19 protein-coding genes are annotated in these 18,807 nt (G+C 57.0%); 8 read left to right on the forward strand and 11 right to left on the reverse strand.

The annotated features are described in order from the left end of the window. The first annotated feature begins 40 nt into the window (after window positions 1-40). Both E1180_RS03485 and E1180_RS03490 read left to right on the forward strand, forming a co-directional pair. Complete coding sequence (locus E1180_RS03485; protein WP_155189695.1) at window positions 41-1,837, forward strand: IlvD/Edd family dehydratase; 1,797 nt, start codon at window positions 41-43, stop codon at window positions 1,835-1,837. A 116-nt stretch (window positions 1,838-1,953) separates the two neighbouring features. Then, window positions 1,954-2,235: an SCP2 sterol-binding domain-containing protein gene (locus E1180_RS03490; RefSeq protein ID WP_155189696.1), complete on the forward strand. Its 282-nt coding sequence runs from the start codon at window positions 1,954-1,956 to the stop codon at window positions 2,233-2,235. Window positions 2,236-2,317: 82 nt separating this feature from the next. Here E1180_RS03490 and E1180_RS03495 read toward each other — a convergent pair whose 3' ends face one another. The 7 genes from E1180_RS03495 to E1180_RS03525 all read right to left on the reverse strand — a co-directional run bounded on the left by E1180_RS03495 (window position 2,318) and on the right by E1180_RS03525 (window position 9,368). Next, a complete protein-coding gene (locus E1180_RS03495) occupies window positions 2,318-3,319 on the reverse strand; it encodes a DctP family TRAP transporter solute-binding subunit (protein WP_155189697.1) in 1,002 nt (333 codons plus the stop codon). A 277-nt stretch (window positions 3,320-3,596) separates the two neighbouring features. Continuing rightward, a complete protein-coding gene (gene sigJ, locus E1180_RS03500) occupies window positions 3,597-4,520 on the reverse strand; it encodes an RNA polymerase sigma factor SigJ (RefSeq protein WP_208996912.1) in 924 nt (307 codons plus the stop codon). Between the two features lie 14 nt (window positions 4,521-4,534). Beyond that, the gene (locus tag E1180_RS03505; RefSeq protein ID WP_155189698.1) at window positions 4,535-4,963 is read right to left on the reverse strand and encodes a carboxymuconolactone decarboxylase family protein; all 429 of its coding nucleotides are present in this window, start codon (window positions 4,961-4,963) and stop codon (window positions 4,535-4,537) included. A 116-nt stretch (window positions 4,964-5,079) separates the two neighbouring features. Further along, entirely contained in the window at window positions 5,080-6,171 is a 1,092-nt protein-coding gene (gene modC, locus E1180_RS03510) for a molybdenum ABC transporter ATP-binding protein (RefSeq protein ID WP_155189699.1), read from the reverse strand. After that, window positions 6,164-6,871: a molybdate ABC transporter permease subunit gene (gene modB / locus E1180_RS03515; protein WP_283404593.1), complete on the reverse strand. Its 708-nt coding sequence runs from the start codon at window positions 6,869-6,871 to the stop codon at window positions 6,164-6,166. Before modB ends, modC begins: the two co-directional genes overlap by 8 nt. A gap of 51 nt (window positions 6,872-6,922) precedes the next feature. Continuing rightward, the gene (gene modA / locus E1180_RS03520) at window positions 6,923-7,675 is read right to left on the reverse strand and encodes a molybdate ABC transporter substrate-binding protein (RefSeq protein ID WP_155189700.1); all 753 of its coding nucleotides are present in this window, start codon (window positions 7,673-7,675) and stop codon (window positions 6,923-6,925) included. Between the two features lie 85 nt (window positions 7,676-7,760). Continuing rightward, window positions 7,761-9,368, reverse strand: a complete 1,608-nt coding sequence (locus E1180_RS03525; protein WP_155189701.1) for a GMC family oxidoreductase — start codon at window positions 9,366-9,368, stop codon at window positions 7,761-7,763. 160 nt (window positions 9,369-9,528) lie between these two features. Here E1180_RS03525 and E1180_RS03530 point away from each other — a divergent pair, with 160 nt between their 5' ends. The 3 genes from E1180_RS03530 (at window position 9,529) to E1180_RS03540 (ending at window position 11,488) form a co-directional block, all read left to right on the forward strand. After that, window positions 9,529-9,948, forward strand: coding sequence for a GNAT family N-acetyltransferase (locus tag E1180_RS03530; protein WP_155189702.1), 420 nt, complete (start codon window positions 9,529-9,531; stop codon window positions 9,946-9,948). A gap of 76 nt (window positions 9,949-10,024) precedes the next feature. After that, window positions 10,025-10,483: a DUF1203 domain-containing protein gene (locus E1180_RS03535; RefSeq protein WP_155189703.1), complete on the forward strand. Its 459-nt coding sequence runs from the start codon at window positions 10,025-10,027 to the stop codon at window positions 10,481-10,483. A gap of 162 nt (window positions 10,484-10,645) precedes the next feature. Beyond that, on the forward strand, window positions 10,646-11,488 hold the full coding sequence (locus tag E1180_RS03540; RefSeq protein WP_155189704.1) for an isocitrate lyase/PEP mutase family protein: 843 nt from the start codon (window positions 10,646-10,648) through the stop codon (window positions 11,486-11,488). A 54-nt stretch (window positions 11,489-11,542) separates the two neighbouring features. Here E1180_RS03540 and E1180_RS03545 read toward each other — a convergent pair whose 3' ends face one another. Continuing rightward, entirely contained in the window at window positions 11,543-12,448 is a 906-nt protein-coding gene (locus E1180_RS03545) for an AEC family transporter (protein WP_208996913.1), read from the reverse strand. Between the two features lie 153 nt (window positions 12,449-12,601). Further along, window positions 12,602-13,771: a citrate/2-methylcitrate synthase gene (locus tag E1180_RS03550; RefSeq protein ID WP_155189705.1), complete on the reverse strand. Its 1,170-nt coding sequence runs from the start codon at window positions 13,769-13,771 to the stop codon at window positions 12,602-12,604. 79 nt (window positions 13,772-13,850) lie between these two features. Between E1180_RS03550 and E1180_RS03555 the strand changes: the two genes are divergently transcribed. Further along, window positions 13,851-14,945 carry a citrate synthase/methylcitrate synthase gene (locus E1180_RS03555; protein WP_155189706.1) on the forward strand — a complete coding sequence of 365 codons (1,095 nt, stop codon included), beginning with the start codon at window positions 13,851-13,853 and terminating at the stop codon, window positions 14,943-14,945. A gap of 130 nt (window positions 14,946-15,075) precedes the next feature. Then, on the forward strand, window positions 15,076-15,963 hold the full coding sequence (locus tag E1180_RS03560) for an MBL fold metallo-hydrolase (protein ID WP_155189707.1): 888 nt from the start codon (window positions 15,076-15,078) through the stop codon (window positions 15,961-15,963). A gap of 64 nt (window positions 15,964-16,027) precedes the next feature. On the opposite strand, the gene E1180_RS03565 is transcribed toward E1180_RS03560, so the two are convergent. Both E1180_RS03565 and E1180_RS03570 read right to left on the reverse strand, forming a co-directional pair. Further along, window positions 16,028-16,777, reverse strand: coding sequence for a tellurite resistance TerB family protein (locus E1180_RS03565; protein ID WP_155189708.1), 750 nt, complete (start codon window positions 16,775-16,777; stop codon window positions 16,028-16,030). A 133-nt stretch (window positions 16,778-16,910) separates the two neighbouring features. Beyond that, window positions 16,911-17,378, reverse strand: coding sequence for an Lrp/AsnC family transcriptional regulator (locus tag E1180_RS03570; RefSeq protein WP_155189709.1), 468 nt, complete (start codon window positions 17,376-17,378; stop codon window positions 16,911-16,913). A 126-nt stretch (window positions 17,379-17,504) separates the two neighbouring features. On the opposite strand from E1180_RS03570, the gene hppD reads away from it, so the two are divergent. After that, window positions 17,505-18,617 carry a 4-hydroxyphenylpyruvate dioxygenase gene (gene hppD, locus E1180_RS03575; protein ID WP_155189710.1) on the forward strand — a complete coding sequence of 371 codons (1,113 nt, stop codon included), beginning with the start codon at window positions 17,505-17,507 and terminating at the stop codon, window positions 18,615-18,617. The last annotated feature ends 190 nt before the right edge of the window (window positions 18,618-18,807 follow it).

The following is an 18,807-nucleotide window of genomic DNA, read 5'->3' on the forward strand; positions in this document are numbered from 1 at the left end:
GGAACGCATTTCAAGCGATTTAAATGAGGGACGAAGCGCGATGAGCGATACCAAGGTGCCGGAACTGCGGTCGGCCGCGTGGTTCAACAATCCAGATAACCCGGGCATGACTGCGCTTTACATTGAGCGTTATCTGAATTTTGGCATCACACGTGAAGAGCTTCAGTCCGGCAAGCCCATTATCGGCATTGCCCAGACAGGATCAGATCTGTCGCCCTGCAACCGGCATCATATTGAACTCGCCAAACGCGTTCGCGAGGGGATCGTTTCGGCAGGCGGCATCCCATTCGAATTTCCGGTGCATCCGATCCAGGAGACGGGCAAACGGCCAACGGCGACACTTGACCGCAACCTCGCCTATCTCGGACTGGTAGAACTTCTTTACGGGTATCCGATTGATGGTGTTGTTCTGACAATCGGTTGCGACAAGACAACGCCGGCATGTCTCATGGCCGCCGCGACCGTCAATATTCCCGCAATTGCCCTTTCCGTCGGGCCAATGCTGAATGGCTGGCACAAAGGCGAGCGGACGGGTTCCGGAACGATCGTCTGGAAAGCGCGGCAGATGCTGGCGGCAGGCGAGATCGACTATGACGGCTTCATGGATCTGGTATCTTCCTCCGCCCCGTCCGTTGGCTATTGCAACACCATGGGTACGGCCACGACGATGAACTCCCTTGCCGAGGCTCTTGGGATGCAGCTGCCCGGATCCGCGGCCATTCCTGCCCCCTACCGGGAGCGTGGCGCAATCTCCTATGCAACCGGCAAACGCATTGTTGAAATGGTTCATCAGGACCTGAAACCCTCTGACATCATGACGAGGCATGCATTTGAAAATGCAATCGTGGTCAATTCGGCCATCGGCGGCTCAACCAATGCTCCGATCCATCTGAACGGAATCGCCCGGCATCTGGGCGTGGAGCTCACCAACGACGATTGGCAGGCCATAGGTCATGATGTGCCGCTTCTCGTGAATTTGCAGCCGGCCGGCGCGTATCTTGGCGAAGACTACTTCCATGCCGGAGGCGTGCCGGCAGTCGTTGCAGAATTGATGCGCCACGGAAAGCTTCCGCACCCTGGCGCGAAAACCGCAAACGGCTTGAGCATCGGCGAGAATTGTGACGGGATCACCACGGACCTTCCAGACGTCATCAAATCATATGAGGCCCCACTCAAACACAAGGCCGGGTTCATCAACCTCAAAGGCAACCTGTTCGATAGCGCAATCATGAAAACGTCCGTTATTTCGGAAGAGTTCCGGGACCGCTATCTGTCCAACCCTGGCGATCCTGAAGCATTTGAAGGCCGCGCGATCGTTTTCGAGGGGCCGGAGGATTACCACGACAACATCGACAATCCCGCCTATCAGATTGACGAGCATTGCATGCTTTTCATCCGCGGGACGGGGCCTATCGGTTATCCGGGAGGCGCGGAAGTGGTCAACATGCAGCCGCCTGCCGAACTCATCAAACGGGGGATCACCTCGCTGCCGTGTATCGGCGATGGGCGCCAATCCGGAACATCCGGCTCGCCCTCAATCCTAAATGCCTCGCCGGAAGCTGCCGCCATGGGCGGGCTTGCCCTGCTTCAAACCGGCGACCGCGTCCGGATTGACCTGAATGCCGGCACCGCCAACATTCTTGTCTCAGATGAAGAACTGGCACAGCGCCGCGCAGACCTGGAAGCAGCCGGCGGCTTCAAAATCGCTGAAAGCCAAACGCCCTGGCAGGAAATTCAGCGGTCGATGATCGGCCAATTCGACAAGGGAATGGTCCTGGAGCCAGCCGTCAAATACCAGGACGTCGCACACAAGGGCCTTCCGAGAGACAATCACTAGGGGAGAGCCTGGCCGATTCCCCAGAGGTACACGATTTTGCTTGACGGTTACGTAAACGGCATGCTTCAAGAGGAAAACTTGATCCGACCGGATCCAAATCAATGGGAGTTGAGACTATGTCCTTGGACCAGCTGACAGAAGGCGTTCGCGGCAAAGTGGCCGACGGAGGTATCGAAGAATCCGTAAAGTTCGATCTTGGCGATGGCGGGATCATCTTCCTGCAAGGATCCAACGTTTCCAATGAAGATAACGAAGCGGATTGCACGATCAAAATGTCTTCAGAAGATCTTGCCGACCTTCTGTCCGGCGACCTCAACCCGACCGCGGCCTTCATGGGTGGAAAAATGCAGGTAGAAGGCGACATGAGCGTTGCCATGAAGCTTGGCAGTATCGTCTGAGCCAACACACCTTTGCTTTCTAGAGCCGGCCTTCTCAAAGGCCGGCTTTTTTGTTTGCCGGAGATCTGAGTGTCCCAACCCGTCAATTGCTCGCGTTTGAATTGACCGCAGCTTCGATGACATCCAGACCGATCTGGTCCTGATACTTTGCCCAGACAGGCGCCATCGCGCTCACCCATTCCTTACGCTGAACAGGTGTCAGGCCTCTAACAACACCTCCGAACCGTATGATTTTGCTCCGGCTTTCCGCATTTATCTCCATAGCGCGGGCGTTGTAGGCCCCGGACACTTCCTTGAAGATCTTTAAAAACGTAGCCCGGATAGCAGGGTCCAACCCCTCAAGCCACTCCTGTGAAACGACCGCGAGATAAATCAGAAGCTGGTGATTGGTTTCCAGAACACCGTCCTGAACCGTAAACAGCCTTTGGGTATAGATGTTCGACCAGGTGTTTTCCTGGCCATCGACCAGACCCGTTTCCAACGAATAAAACACATCCTTGAAGGGCAATTTGACTGGCCTGGCGTTCAAGGTTTCAATCATGGAAACCGCAACATCCGAGGTCTGGACACGAAAGGCGAGACCTTCCGCATCTTTGGGAATCTCCAGGACCTTGTTCGCGGAGAACTGCTTCAAGCCGTTCAGCATGTAGCCGATACCGACAAATCCGTAATCCGACATTTCATTGAGAAGGCTATTGCCGATTTCGCTTTCGATGAAGACATTGACCGCCTGCATGTCCGAGAACAGAAACGGCAGATCGAACAGCCGGTATTTGAGGGTATAGTCCTCCAGTTTCGAGATGGACGGAGCTGCGATCTGAACCTCGCCAAGCAGCAGGGCTTCCATGACCGCATCATCATCGTATAGCTCGGAAGAGGGATAGACCTCCATGCAGGCGGAACCGTTCATCTCTGTGTTGATACGCGCTGCGAGGGCTGCTGCCATTTCGCCCTTGGGATGGCCTTTCTCGGCCACCACATGACTGAACTTAATGGTCAACTCACCCGGATCACAGACCGCCTGGGCAGCACCTGGCAAGCAGACCGCTATCAATCCGGCAATACCTGCAAACACATGTCTCATGATCAAACCTCGAAGGTCAAAGCGGTATGTCCCAACTGAATGGCCTAATCTTCCCTTGGGATACGGGCCCCAAATCAACGGGCGACAAACCGGACGCGATTTACCGCAAACAGCCGATCGATTACCGGCCGGGCGGGCGTCTTTGGGCTCTTCCCGCAAAACACCAGATGCCCCAGTGCATGCGGAAACACTTAAAACGCAGTAAAGCTGCGGTGTTCGCCGGTAAAACTTCTCAAATATCTGCAAGTCCACAGCAAGAAGCGGTGGTAGGCAGCCATTAGCACAGCCGGATCAAACCACCGCTTTCCGGATCGTGACAGAGCGGCTCAAGCAGATAGCGCAGCTTTTCCGGATTTCGGATCATAAACACGTCTTCAACCGTTCCGTCGGCTGCATAGCCTGGCACCATGGCTGTTACCACTTTGCCGTCGTGGATCAATGCCAACCCGGCAACACCGTTGACTTGCATCTTAACAGCCTCGCCCTCCGTCCAAAGGCGCCGGAGAATGCGTGAGATGTATTTGTTGACTTGGTCCGACCCTTGCAAAATCCGCCGGAGCGCCGTCGTCTTGCCGCCACCATCGCTCCGGAATCTGACGGTTTCAGCAAGTAGGCCTGCCAGATGATCGGTCGATCCCGTCGTCAGTGCGTCAAGGAATGCGGACAGGAATTCATCCTGCGTTTCAGCAGGGGGGAGGAACCGCTGGCGGTCCATCGTGACATGCTGGCGGGCCCGGGAGGACAACTGGCGGGCCGCAGCTTCGGAAACGTCCAGCGCATCGGCAACATCGGAGAACGGATGGCCGAAGATTTCGTGCAGGAGATACGCTGCCCGTTCCTTGGGAGAGAGCCTTTCCATCAGCAACAAGAAGGCTGTCGTTAGGGATTGAGACAGCTGAAGACCATTTTCCGCATCTCCGCTCACCGTCGTCTGCAATGGCTCCGGGATCCATGAACCAACATAGTCGACGCGTTTTTTGTGCGCTGACTTTAGAAGGTCGAGACACCGGTTTGTACAGACTGTGGTCAGCCAGGCCTCCGGGTTCTGGATGGCAGCAGCATCAGCGCCCTGCCATCGCAGATATGTGTCTTGAACCGCATCTTCCGCATCGGCCATTGATCCGAGCATACGATAGGCAAGGCCGGTAAGCCGGGCGCGCATCGACTCGAACGCCGCCGTTTGTGAAGATGTGCCCATCATGAACACCCATTCGTTTAGTGGTTGGAAACCTGGACCCGGTTCCACAGGTTGATCATGGCGACCGCCGCCGTCATGGCGCTGATTTCCTGATCTTCAAAATGCTGTTTCAAGCGGCTCCGCAGCCCGTTGTAATCCGTCTTCGCGTCGAGCTCGGTCAGCGCCTCGGTCCAGGCAAGAGCCGCCTGCTCTTTTTCCGAGAAATCATCGACATGATCCCAAACCATGATTCTCTCGATTCGCTCGGCTGTTTCTCCATCTTTTTTGGCCTCTTCCGTATGCATTTTCACGCAAAAGGCACAGCGGTTGATTTGAGAGGCCCGCAGCTCGATCAGATGACGCAGCTTTGGTTCCAATGTCTTGGATATTTCTTGATGAGACGCTGAAAGCGCCTGGAAGATGGCCGGAACCAGCTGGTAGTGATTGATCTGGCTGGAATTTTTCATTGGTATCAGTCCTTGGATGTTTAGCGTCCGATACCAGGGCGACGATGTGAATACTTTGAGTGTGACATCCCTTCTGAAAAAAATCCCAAGCGGCGGCAAATCGCCGGTCCGGGTGGTCAGCTTCTGCCTGGGGCGCGTTGCCGTTTATCGATCGCAACACTCTTGATCAAAAGCTGGACCGGTTTTCCTTCGCTCAATCCCAGCTCGGCCACCGATGCCCGCGTGATCCGGGCCCGCACGGTCTGTCCGGCGACGCTGCAGAGGATCTCAGCGTAAGGGCCGGTTTCCTCGGATATGCTGGTGATCTGTCCGGGAAGCACATTGCGGATAGACAGGCCGGAGACGGGCTCAAGAGCCACGGCAACATCGCGCGCCCGAATGCGTAGCCGGATGGCCTCGCCGGTGGCCCCATCAAGGTCCGGGATATAAAGTTCTACGCCACCGATATCGACGGTTGTGAGCCCCCACTCATCGGCTTCCTCGGTGATACGGCCTTCCAGAAGGGCACCAGCTTCATGCCTGCCGGTTGCCCGGCCAAGATCGGTTCTGGCCAGCATATCGGCCACCGGACCATAGGCCGGCGTTTGCCCGCCCGACAAAATGACCAGTGTTTGCGACAGTCTTGCCACCTCTTCAATGGAATGGCTGACATACAGGATCGGAATCCCTGCTTCATTACACAGGCGATCCAGATAGGGAAGAATATCGTTGCGCCTGGCCTGGTCAAGATTTGCAAGCGGTTCATCCATGATCAGAAGCTGTGGGTCGGACAACAAGGCGCGGCCAATGGCAACGCGCTGTTTTTCACCGCCCGACAGCGTGCCGGGTTTGCGGTTCAGGAGGCCGGACAGTCCCAAAAGGCCGGTAACTTCTTCGAAGGAACGGGTGGACGGCCGGCGCCCCGCCCAGCGCGCATAGGTCAGATTGGCCTTGACGCTCAGATGTGGAAAGAGCCTGGCCTCCTGAAAGACGTGACCGATCCGGCGCGATTGGACGGACAGGTCGATACCGGAGACCGAGTCAAACACCGGAATACCGTTGATCGCGATCCGCCCCTCATCTGGCCTGACCAGTCCCGCAATCATGTTTGTCAGCGTGGTCTTCCCCGCGCCCGATTGACCAAACAGAGACGTTACGCCGCCACTTGCCGAAAACTGCGCCTTCAAGGCCAGCTCTCCCGCGCGTCCGCTCACATCGACCTCAAGCATCTTCCGCCCCCAGCTGTTTCCGCAACCGCCGGGCCAGCAATTCAGAGGCAATCAGAGCGCCGAACGCAATAACGGCCGCAATCAACGTTAGACGGAAGGCCGCCACATCGCCACTTGGGCTTTGGGTCGCCGTATAAAGCGCGAGCGCGAGCGTGCGGGTTTCTCCGGGGATGTTGGAAACAAACGTGATCGTTGCCCCAAATTCGCCCATGGCCTTGGCAAAACCCAGTATTGCGCCGCCCAGAATACCTGGCAGTGCCAATGGCAAGGTCACGGTCAGAAACACAACGATCCGCCGGGCCCCAAGCGATTTAGCCGCCTCCTCCAACTTCGGGTCTATTGCTTCGAAAGAGAGGCGTATCGGCCGGACAAGCAGGGGAAAGGCCATGACACCTGCCGCAAGAGCCGCACCGGTCCAATTGAAGGCAAAGCTAATGCCGAACGTTTCTCGGAGCAGCGATCCGATAGGCCCATTGCGGCCGAAAGCCAGTAACAGCACATAGCCCGTCACAACAGGTGGCAGAACAAGGGGCATGTGAACAAGGGCGTTAACGGCGCCGTGACCTGGAAACCGGTACCGCGCAAGCACATAGGCAACACATATTGCTGCCGGCAGAGCGACCAGCAGTGCCATGCCCGCCACCTTGATGGTTAGAAGCACAGCTTCCTGTTCAGCAGGCTGTAGAGATAACCAGTCCACAAGCGTCCGTCTTTTGGAGCCTGCACCGCCGGCTCTGTGTTCCCATCTCGCTTAGTTATCAAACACAAAGCCGAAGGAACGCAAGATCTCCTGAGCCTTTGGTCCGGACAGGAATGCCAGATAGTCAGCTGCTGCAGGATGCGAAGCGCTGCTGCTAAGTGCCGCCGGATAGCTAATCGGCGGGTGACTGTCTTTTGGAAGTTCGGCAACTACGCTCACATTCGGCTCGATCCGGGCATCCGTTGCATAAACCAAGCCTAAAAGCGTGTCGCCGCGTGCAACCGCGCCGAGTGCAATCCTGACATTTTCCATTGGCGCCAAACGGTCTCCAACCACCTGAAGGAGACCAAGGCTGATGAGCGACGATTGACCGTACCGCCCAGCCGGAACAGTGTCCGGATCGGCAATCGCCATGCGCGACCCTTCCAAACGATCCAATACACTTTGCGGCGTTAACTCGAGCGGGCTGGATCCTTCAGGTCCGACGATGACAAGGGTGTTGCCTGCAATGGGTTTCACGGTCTCCTTAACAACCGCGCCGCGCTCCGCAACATAGGTCATCCAAGCGTTATCGGCCGCAACGAACACGTCTGCCGGTGCCCCAGCCTCGACTTGCCGCGCCAAGGCTCCCGTGCCCGAAAAGGAGTAGACGACCTCGTGACCGGATGCGTCAGAAAAGGCCGCACCGATTTCTTCGAGCGCTTCCTTGAGGCTGGCGGCGGCAAAGACCGTGAGAGGCTTTTCCGCTGCAGCCGGGGCAGCTGCAAAAACAAGCGCAAAAACGAGGCAAACGACGCGCAGCATAGGCTAACCCTCCGGTTCAGTGCTGCCTAGCTAAACCTTGCTTGACCCGATTTCAACACGTACGGACCAACGCACTTTTGCTATGTCAGGCTTTCCGGTCGGCGCGCAGCATATCCGCGCCTTTTTCCGCAATCATCACCGTTGGCGCATTGGTGTTTCCGGACGTGATTGACGGCATGACCGAGGCGTCGATGACACGAAGATTGGAAAGCCCCCTGAACCGCAGGCGCTCGTCAACGACGGCTCCGGCATCCATGCCCATCCGGCAGGTGGCAACCGGATGAAAAATGGTGGTGCCAATGTCGCCAGCGGCCTTCACGAGCTCATCCTCACTCGTCAGATCGGCCCCAGGCAGAAACTCCTCCGGCTTGTACGGCTTCATGGCAGAGGAAGACATGATGCGGCGGGTGAGGCGGATTGCATCGGCTGCAACCCGCCGGTCTGCTTCGGCCGACAGGTATTTCGGCAGAATTTCCGGCGGATCAGAGGGGTTGGGTGAGGTGATGTGCACATGTCCCCGGCTTTCAGGCCGCAAATTGCAGACACTGGCGGTCATCGCTGGGAAAGGGTGAAGCGGTTCGCCGAATTTTGGCAAAGACAAAGGCTGGACGTGATACTGGACGTTCGGCGTTTCGAAACTCGGGTCCGTGCGGGCAAAAACACCGAGCTGGCTCGGCGCCATCGCCATCGGCCCCGACCGTTTCAGAATGTATTCCAGACCGATTTTGGCTTTGCCCACCCAGGAGCTCGCCATCTCGTTCATGGTGAGCGCGTTTTGCACCTTGAACACCGGCCGGAGCTGCAGGTGATCCTGCAGATTCTCGCCGACGGACGACGCCGGGACTTTGCAGTCTATACCGGCGTTCTGCAGAACTTCCGGCTTGCCGATGCCCGACAGCTCCAGAAGCTGCGGAGATCCAACGGCGCCGGCAGACAGGATCAGCTCACCGTTGACCGCCAGTTGGCCCGGTTCTCCCGCAACCGTCAATTCAAGGCCTTTTGCTCTTCCTTCTGAGAGAACAATCCGGCTCACATGCACTTCGGTAAGGACGGTTAGGTTTTGCCGGTTGCGCGCAGGTTTCAGGAAGGCCTTGACCCCATTCCATCTGAGGCCCGATTTCTGGGTAACCTGGAAGTAGGACGAGCCGAAGTTATCGCCGGAATTGAAATCCTCTGTCTTCGGTATGCCAAGTTCTTCGCACGCATCGCGGAACGCATTGAGCAGTTCCCAGGAAATCCGTTGCTTTTCGACCCGCAGATTTCCACCCTGTGCATGGGTTTCATTGTCCCACTCAAAGTGGTCCTCTGATTTCTTGAAATAGGGGAGCACATCATCCCAGCCCCAACCCGTGAGGCCGGTTTGCCGCCAGCGGTCATAATCGGCGGCCTGGCCACGCATATAGATCATGCCATTGATCGAAGAGCTTCCGCCCAGCACTTTCCCGCGCGGATACAGCAGCGAGCGGCCGTTCAGGCCAGGGTCGGCAGCGGTCTTGAAACCCCAATCAACCCGCGGATTTCCGATACAATGGAGATATCCGACCGGGATATGGACCCAAAGATAGTTGTCGCGCTTGCCCGCCTCCAGCAGCAAGACCTTCACATCCGGGTCCTCGGACAACCGGTTTGCCAGAACGCACCCTGCCGTTCCGGCCCCCACAATCACGTAGTCCCAAGCTCCCAGATCGCGCATTGTACCTCCCGCGGCGCTTCTTTTTTCAGATGGAGACACGCCAAGGCCCGCGCGGTCAAGGTCGAAGTGGCCCGGAAAAGGACAATTGACCTTGCCTGGCCAACCAGCCGCGCGCTAGGCAAGATCCGATCCAAATCTGCCACGAGCCGAAAGCCGCACAATGATCGAACTGAAGCCACAAGTCCCTGATGTTGATACCTATCTCAGACTGCGATCAGAGTGCGGGTTGAGCGGCTATGCACCTGAAGCTGCAGAAATCGGGCTCAGCAACAGTCTCTATTGCGTCATGCTGTTTGACGAAGGTGATGCAATCGGCATGGGACGCCTGATTGGAGATGGCGGCTGTTTCATCCAGGTCACGGATATTGCGGTTCTGCCCGCCTACCAGGGCCAAGGTCTTGGCAAGAGAGTTATGAAAGCCCTGAGCAACTACCTTGAAATGTCCCTTCCCGGCTCCGCCTATGTCAGCCTGATTGCGGACGGACAGGCGAAGGACCTTTATGCGCAATACGGCTTTCAGGAAACGGCGCCCAAATCGGTCGGCATGGCCAGACGGGCAGGACGGCGAACCGGAAATTAGTCGGTGCTCGCAAATCGGGTCGTTCGGCAACACCCCGCCAAGTAGGGTCTCGGTTAGTCAAACGGAGATTCTCAGCATGTTTCAGATCCATCCCCTGCCTTCAGAACAGTTTGCGCACTTGGCCACACTAACCGATAGCGAACTTGCGGCCCGGAACATTCAGGTTCATATATCCGATGGAGGGTTTCCCTGCCGCGTCTCGCTTGAGGACGCCCCGGCCGGTGCAAGAGTGTTTCTCCTAAATTTCGAACATCAGCCCGGAAATTCACCTTACAGGTCCCGTCACGCAATTTTTGTGCAGGAGGGCGCTGAAGAACGCCATCTGCCCGCCGGTAGACTTCCCGCCTCAATCACCAGCCGTCTCCTGTCGGTCCGTGCGTTCAACAGCCGGGACGAAATCGTGGAGGCCGATGTGATCGAAGGTGTCCAGGCGGGAGACCTGATCACCAGATACCTTGAGGAGCCCGAGGTCAGCTACATTCATCTTCATTTTGCCCGGCGCGGTTGCTTTGCAGCAAGAGTAACACGGACCTGATTTCAAACGGGTTCTGATCCCGGGAAACCGGTCCGGGCAAAATGCATGGACCGGTTCTTTGCAGCCGTTAAACGGCTTGCGAGATTGGACAGGTGCCGTCCGGCAGGGCACACTTCATGCCTGTAAAACAAAACTACCTTCAATCACCGGGAGTATCCATCCATGGCAACCGCTGCAGACCGCCGCATCACATTCAAGGCGCTCCACCAGCGCGGGCGCGCCTTCTTGATGGCAAATCCATTTGATATTGGAACGGCCCGTATCCTGAGCGGATTACGCTTCGATGCGCTGGCGACTTCCAGTGCCGGTCTCGCCTGGACAAAGGGCGTGAAAGACGCTGAAGGCCTCATTTCACGGGACGACGCCTTGGCCCACGCTGCAGAAATCATCGGAGCAACATCCCTTCCGGTGAATGGTGATCTTGAAAACGGTTTTGGCGACAGTCCGGAAGCGGTCGTGGAAACGGTGCGCGGCGCAATCGAGGTTGGGCTCGCGGGATGTTCCATTGAAGACTACTCACAGGATCCGCAGCATCCCTTCTATCCACTGGATGCTGCTGTCGAACGGATCAGGGCAGCCGCCGATGCCCGTGACCGCCTTGCCCCGGACTTTGTGTTGACCGCCCGTAGTGAAGGTTCGGTGAAAACCCCGCATGAGCTGTCCGAAACAATCCGCCGCCTGCAAGCTTTCGCAGAGGCGGGTGCAGATTGCGTCTACGCACCTGAGCTAAAGGACAAGGCGCAAATCGAAACAGTTCTCTCGGAAATCGGCACCCCTTTGAACATTCTCGGTGGACGCCCAAATTTTCACCTCACCCGAAAGGAACTGGGCGATATGGGCGTCGCACGGATTTCAATCGGTGGCGGGTTGGCCCGCGTTGCCTTGAATGCCTTCACTGCAGCGGCCGAAACCCTCAAAGATGGTGGAACTTTCGGATGCTTCGACCAGCCTGACGGCGCGGAGCCCCCGGTCGACTTTGAAGACTTCATGAAGTCAAAATTCTAGAGCTTTTGCCTGTCAGATTAAATCGCCGGGCGCCGGGAGAAGGTCCAAGCCTTTTCATCCCATAACCCAGAAGGTCAGGACCAGAGGCAGTGTGATCAGGGTCGCAAGGGTGGACAGGAAAATGAACCCGGCGACCCCCGGCGCCTCATCGGCCCGGTATTTGGAAACCGCCAGATAGGTGGCGACCGAAGGCGGCATGAAACACAGAAGCACCACCACATGCTCGATGGTCTGATCCAGCGACAGCAGGGTGGTCAGGGCGAGCGCGGTCACAGTTGATATTCCGATATGGATGGCAGTCAGGACCGCCGCCTGGCCAAGATCGCCGGTTTTCAACGTTGCAAGACTGTACCCGAGGGTCAAAAGCATGAGCGGTATGGCCAGTCCCGCCAGAAGCGACAGGCTCTGATCCACTGGTTGGGGCAGTTTCCAGCCGAAGCCCATCATCAGGATCGCCAGAACGACCGCATAGAGCACCGGTTGCCGTATCAGCGCCCTGAAGTCGGGCCGTCCCATGGGAATAGCGGTGCCTATTGTGAAGATGGCGGTCAAAACAATGACCACAAAACCGAGAGCGACAGCGGTCCCCTCAGGCCCGAAGGCAAGGGTCGATACGGGCAGACCAATGTTCCCAACATTTGAAAGCATCATGGGAGGCAGGTAGGCCTTGACTTCAACACGCATGATCTTGAGCGCCGCAAATCCTAGACCGCCAAACAGCACAATCATGAGCGCAGCGGCCCCCAAGATCGCGAAGAAGGTCTCGAGCAGGATGTGTTCCTTGGCAAGATGCGACAGGATCAGCGCTGGATATCCGACATTCGAGACGAGGGATCCTACGATTTTCTGATCAAATGGCGCTTTCATGCGCGCCAGCCCAAATCCCAACAGAACAATGAGAACAACCGGCAACAGGGTGTGGACCGCTATCGTGATGAGATCGGCCAAGTTGTTCTCCATATCTTTCGCCTGATTGGCTCCGGACCAAATTAGTCTGGCGAGCCTTTGGGTTAGAGCATCGAGCGTATCGTTCGAAACGCCCAAAGATGCTCGATCATTCCCTATTCGATCAGCTTTGGGCAGTAAACCGGGCCCGATTTATCGCTCGCTGCTCTAGTCCGGCCGCAGCCCGACATAGGTCGCACGCGGGCGTATCTGATCCTGAGCGGCATATTGCTCAAGGGCGTGCGCGATCCAGCCTGCCATCCGTCCAGCGCAGAAAATGACTTTTCCGCAGTCCTTTGGAAAATCATAGGTTTTCTGGATTGCCGCGAGTGCGAAGTCAACGTTCGGAAACAAGCCGTAGAGGTTGCGCCCAGTCTCAATGATCAGCGGGATTTTCTGGACAAAAGGATGGTCTGGCTCCGCGGCCAGAAGCTCTGATAAGAGCCAGTCCGCCCGTGGATCCTTGTCTAGGTATATCTTATGGCCGAAGCCCGGCAGCGGGTCACCGCGCGCAAGACGTTCTGCAATAAGGCCCTCGATATCGGTTCCAGTTCCAATTTCCGCCAGCCAGGCATTTGCGCGCCCCGAAGCAGCGCCATGACGCGGGCCCATGAAAGCGCCCAGACCGGACAACAAGGCGGCATGAAGCGGCGCGCGGGTGGACGCTGCACAGCGAACCGCGAAGGCGCTGGTGTTCAATTCATGGTCGGCGGATAAAACCAGGGCGGCCCGGATCAGGTTCTTTGCAGACGGATTTGCCTTGAATGCAGCAGCAATCTGGCTGTGAACCGGCTGCGGCGAAGGCGCCGTTTCCAACAAGGCGGCAACGCCATACCGCAACAGAGCCGCGCCCTTGTCCTGGAGCAGCCGCACCGATTGCGTATGAGCTGCCTTGTCCTGCAGCGGCCAGGCGGACAACGCCATCATCACGCGATCCAATGGTCCAAGACCGGGTGGAACAGACGGGAACACATCGGGGGCCGGTCCGGAAAACGGATCATGCCCGCACGCCCAAAGCAGCGTTGCAACGCTTTCCAATGTGGCATTCTTGGCAAGCTCAACCGCAGGACGGCCCCGGTAAACCGCGCCATCCTGCTGGATCAAGGTAAGCTCGGTTTCAAGAACAGGATCCCCGCTGAGCGGCCGGGCATTTGCCTGATCCTCGCCGCCCTTACGGCCCTTCAGCCGCCGGACATCCGATGCATCATATCTGCGCTGTTTGCCCGGACCGGCGACAGACGCAACCAGTCCCCGGCTGACATAGGCGTAAAGCGTGGCGGGTCTGACACCAAGCTCGGCCGCCGCCTCCCGCGCTGTAAGGTAGATCGGTGTGCTCATGTATTGATTGTATTTATCAAGATTGATCAATGCAACTAGAGAGCCTTACATCCCCGGAAATTGCCAAGAGGAGATGTTCATGACCGAAGCGCCAAAAGCTGGAAGCCTGACTGCTGATCCAATCGCGGGCCTTGAGGGGGTCGTGGTGGCCCATACCGCGCTGAGTGATGTCGACGGCCAGAATGGCCGCCTTGTCCTACGCGGCAAGCCGATTGAGGAGCTTGCAGGGAAAGCCACCTTCGAGGAGGCTGTTCGGCACTTGTGGTACAGCTATATCTTCAGTGATCTCACGACTTTACTGCAAGCATTCGGTGCAGCGCGGGCAGAGGCCTTTGCGACGGTTCCGGTTTTGGAAGCGGCTGCATCCGGGCTCAGCATCTATGAACGCATGCAAGTTGGACTTTCCGCATTGCCGTTATCACAAGACCGGCCGCATCCGATTTCAATATCGGCGGCCTTGCCGGTTTTTCTGGCGGCATCCTTCCGGTTGGCAAACGGGGAAATGCCGATAGCCCCGGATCCGCGGCTATCCATGGCAGAAGACCTTCTGACCATGATGTTCGGAAATACATCGGATGCGGACCATGTGGCTGCTCTCGACCGGTACCTGGTAACCATTCTGGATCACGGATTGAACGCCTCGACATTCACGGCAAGGGTAATCGGGTCGACAGAAGCAAACCTGAAACAAGCCGTTCTCGGCGCAATGGGCGCGCTTAGCGGCCCGCTTCATGGCGGCGCACCTGGCCCGGTTCTCGACATGATCGATGCCATTGGCACACCCGGAAATGCCGAAGCCTGGATCGGCGAGGCACTTGCCCGCAAAGAACGGTTAATGGGCTTCGGCCACAGGATTTACCGGACCAGGGACCCGCGCGCGGATGTGTTGAAAGATGGCCTGAAGGCGCTCGCAACAACCACGCCAAAAGTAAAACTGGCGGAAGACATTGAAACGGCTGCCCTCGCAGCTTTGAAAAAGGCAAGGCCGGGACGTGTTCTCGATACGAATGTTGAATTCTATACGGCGGTGCTTCTGGATGCGATTGGCATTGACCGCAGGCTCTTCACGCCGCTTTTTGCGGTCGGCCGCACGCCTGGCTGGTGCGCCCATGTGATGGAACAGCAGGAGACGGGCAAGCTGATCCGACCAGCGTCCGTCTATGTGGGGCCTTAGACGGGCCGTTTTGCGAAGCCAGAGGGGATTGTGCCGACCTTCAGTTGAACCGAATCTGCGTAATTGGCCTTTACAAAACCGAGCAGGTTGTTGAGAGAAAAGCCTTTCCTCCTGAAAGGTCTTAACCGCCATGGCTGTCAACGATCTCGAACTGGTCACCTATGAGGGTCTTGATGAGCGGATCGTCATCATCCGGGCAGGTGACGAGGTCGATAGCGTTTTTGTCCAAACCGAACGTTTCAACGTTCTGGTAGACACGCTTGGAACACCGGCCCAATGCGCCCAAGCGCAGAAACTACTGTCCGACCGGCTTCAAGGCCGCCCGCTCATTGCCATCAACTCGCACATGGACTGGGACCACTTCTGGGGCAATGCTGGTCTGCCTCCTCAAACGCCGATCATTGCGCATAAGGCCGCTTTAGAGCGTTTGAACGGCTTAAAGATCGAACAGGAGCTTGCAGACAAACAGACAGAAGAAGCCCGATTTGCGGACGTTAAAGTCGTTCCACCAACCCAGACATTTTCCGGTGGAAGCATGTTGCTGCACGGGGGCGACCTGACCCTTGAACTCATTCATACACCCGGCCACACACCGGATCATATTTCGGTCTGGATACCGGAATTGCGGACGTGTCTTGCCGTGGATGCGGTTGAAGATCCAATCCCGGAGGTTTGGAGCCAGTCACCGGAAGACCTGAAAAACCTTTGCGCGTCGCTGAAGAAAATCCGGGGCCTTAAGGCCCGTTTCGTTGTCCTTGCGCACGGACAAACCGCAAATCCGGAGGTCTTGGAGAAAAACATTCAGTATTTCGAAAACCTGCAGGATGCGACCACCACCATGCGCAGCGGTGAGCCTGTTCAGGAGGCATTACACGAGCAGCCTGGTTTCCGGCTCGAGGATCTCACGTCACTGCCCGCCGATATGTCGCTCGATACAGCGGCGTTTTACAGGCAGTTCCACAAATCGAAGCTCGACGCAGCACTTGCCGCCCGCAATTCAGACATTGTCTTTGTATGATAATAGTTTACTGCCCCGGACATAATCCGGGGCCGCCGCTTTCATTGGCTCAGGTAGAGACCGTTTATCCGGCCATCTCCGCTTCCCGAACTGCCAGCTCAATCTCGTCGATCAGGCCCTGCTCCAGTCCGAGACGCGCTGCCAGCATCTGCAGGTAGGCCTTTTCCGCCGGATGATCAGGATCAATGGCAAGACGGGAGGCGGCGTAGATTTCCGCGGCCGTCTCAGGGCATGACGCACTGGCAACGACCTTGTCCAAATCGAGCGGCGAGCGCAGTTCGTCCATCAGAAAGGCTTTTGCCTCGCTGTCGAGGCCCGCTTCGTCGATCTTTGCAAAGATCCGGTCCTGCTCTTCCCGGTCGATGTGTCCGTCCGCCTTGGCCGCCGAAATCATCGCGGTCAGCAGGTTGACTGCGAACTGGTTTTCGCCGCCCGGCTGTTGCGCCGGATCGAAGGCCGTGCCCCGAGGGGCTTCCAGCGGGATCAGTTCATCCTGCGGGTACTGAGGGCGCGGCGCGTTTTGTTTGTTGGCCTGATGGCCCTGATAAGCCTTGTAAGCAAGGCCCGCGACCAGCGCCAAACCGCCATAAGTAACGGCTTTCTTGCCGATTTTGCGGCCGGACTTGGAGCCAAGCATCAGACCGGCAAGACTGCCAAGCGCCAGCCCACCGCCCTGGGATGACAGAAAATCCTTGCCTTGGGACAAAAGATCACCGGATCCGCCGCGTTGCGCGGGCGGGCCGCCACGGCTGCCATACTGCGCTCCGCCCTGGCTCCCCAGAAACTGATCCAGCAAGGATTTTGCATCAAACATATTCGTCTCCCGTCAAAGCCCGGGCGGGCCAATCACTGTTCCTGCCATCAAATGGGAATTTTCGCCCAATACGCAAGAAATACCGGCAGATGATTACAGAATTTCAATCCTGCGGTCCCTTTGGAGCACGCCGTCATGACACTGGCAGCAAGTTGTCGTCCTTGAGGGTTTCCATTGCGATCGATGACCTTACGTGCTGCACGGCTTCCTGTGGCAGCAAATCGTCGTTGATGATGCGGCTCAAGGCCTTGAGGTCCGGCACCACGATTTTAAGCATATAGTCGACATCACCCGTCAGCGTATGGGCTTCCTGAACCTCGGGCATGGCCTTCACCATGGTCCGGAACTTGCGGGCGTTTTCCTTGCTGTGCGCCCCAAGGGTAACCCCGACATAAGCGGTCACCAGTAACCCGAGTGCTTCGGGATCGAGTGCGGCCCGGTACCGCCGGATAATCCCGGCCTCTTCCAGCTTCTGGCGCCGCCGTGACACCTGACTGGCCGATAGGCTGATTACATCACCCAGCTCGGCATTGGTCAGAGCTGCGTTTTCCTGCAAGGCCGCCAGCAGTTTCACATCAAAAGCATCCAGCGCGATATTCATGCGTCAATACCCATAATCGTGAACAGTTTGTGCATGATCATACGCAAAACTCCGCGCTTTGCACACTCTCTGCGCAGAATTGGTGGCACTCTTCCCGGAACAATGAGGTAGAGAGGAACATTTCGGATGGGACCGTTTCCGCACAACGCACCGCCTGCTCAGATAACAAATGACAATCCGGCCGGGACAGACGGCTTCGAATTTGTCGAGTTTTCGCATGCAGAACCGGAAAAACTGGATACCCTGTTCCGTAAGATGGGCTACACGGCGGTTGCCAAGCACAAGACAAAGAACATCACGGTCTACCGCCAAGGTGATATCAACTACATCCTGAATGCCGAGCCGAACTCGCATGCCATGACGTTCGTGGACAGTCATGGCCCGTGCGCCCCATCGATGGCCTGGCGGGTGGTTGACGCGCAAAAGGCGTTTGATCACGCCGTCTCCAAAGGCGCAGAACCCTACACAGGGGATGACAAGACGCTGGATGTTCCTGCCATCAAGGGCATCGGAGGGTCACTGCTCTATTTTGTCGACACCTATGGCGACAAAGGGTCGGCCTACTCAAAGGAATTCAATTGGATTGAAGAGTTCGATCCGAAGCCGAAAGGTGTTGGCTTCTACTATCTCGACCACCTGACCCACAATGTTTATCGCGGCAACATGGACAAGTGGTGGGACTTCTACCGCGACCTGTTCAACTTCAAACAGATCCACTTTTTCGACATTGACGGACGGATCACCGGGCTTGTCAGCCGTGCGATCACGTCGCCTTGCGGCAAGATCCGTATTCCACTGAACGAATCCAAGGACGATACGAGCCAGATCGAAGAGTATCTGCGTAAGTATAAAGGCGAAGGCATCCAGCACATCGCCGTTGGCACAGACAACATTTATGACAGCACTGACCTTCTGGCAGACAATGATCTCAAGTTCATGCCGGGACCGCCTGAGACCTATTACGAACGGTCCCACAAGCGGGTGCAGGGCCATGATGAGCCGGTCGACCGGATGAAGCAGCACGGTATCCTGATCGACGGTGAAGGCGTCATCGACGGCGGCATGACCAAGATTCTACTTCAGATCTTCTCGAAAACCGTCATCGGTCCGATTTTCTTCGAATTCATCCAGCGCAAGGGCGATGAAGGATTTGGGGAAGGCAATTTCCGGGCCCTGTTTGAATCCATCGAAGAGGACCAGATCCGCAGAGGCGTGATCACAACGGACGCAGCTGAGTAATCCCACATTACCAGCTTGCCAAAAGGGGCCGCCGTTCGGACGAAGGCGGCGGCCCCTTTGCCCTGATATTTTCATCGATTTCAAAAGCTTGGAGCCTGCACCCCTTTTCGGGGCTGATAGGCCGTCAAAAAAGTTAACCACCTGAAGGAAGAAGATCCGTCCTGGAGGGTTTTGTCATCAGAGGCTGCCG

Source organism: Roseibium denhamense (assembly GCF_009711415.1).
Taxonomy (GTDB): Bacteria; Pseudomonadota; Alphaproteobacteria; order Rhizobiales; family Stappiaceae; genus Roseibium; species Roseibium denhamense.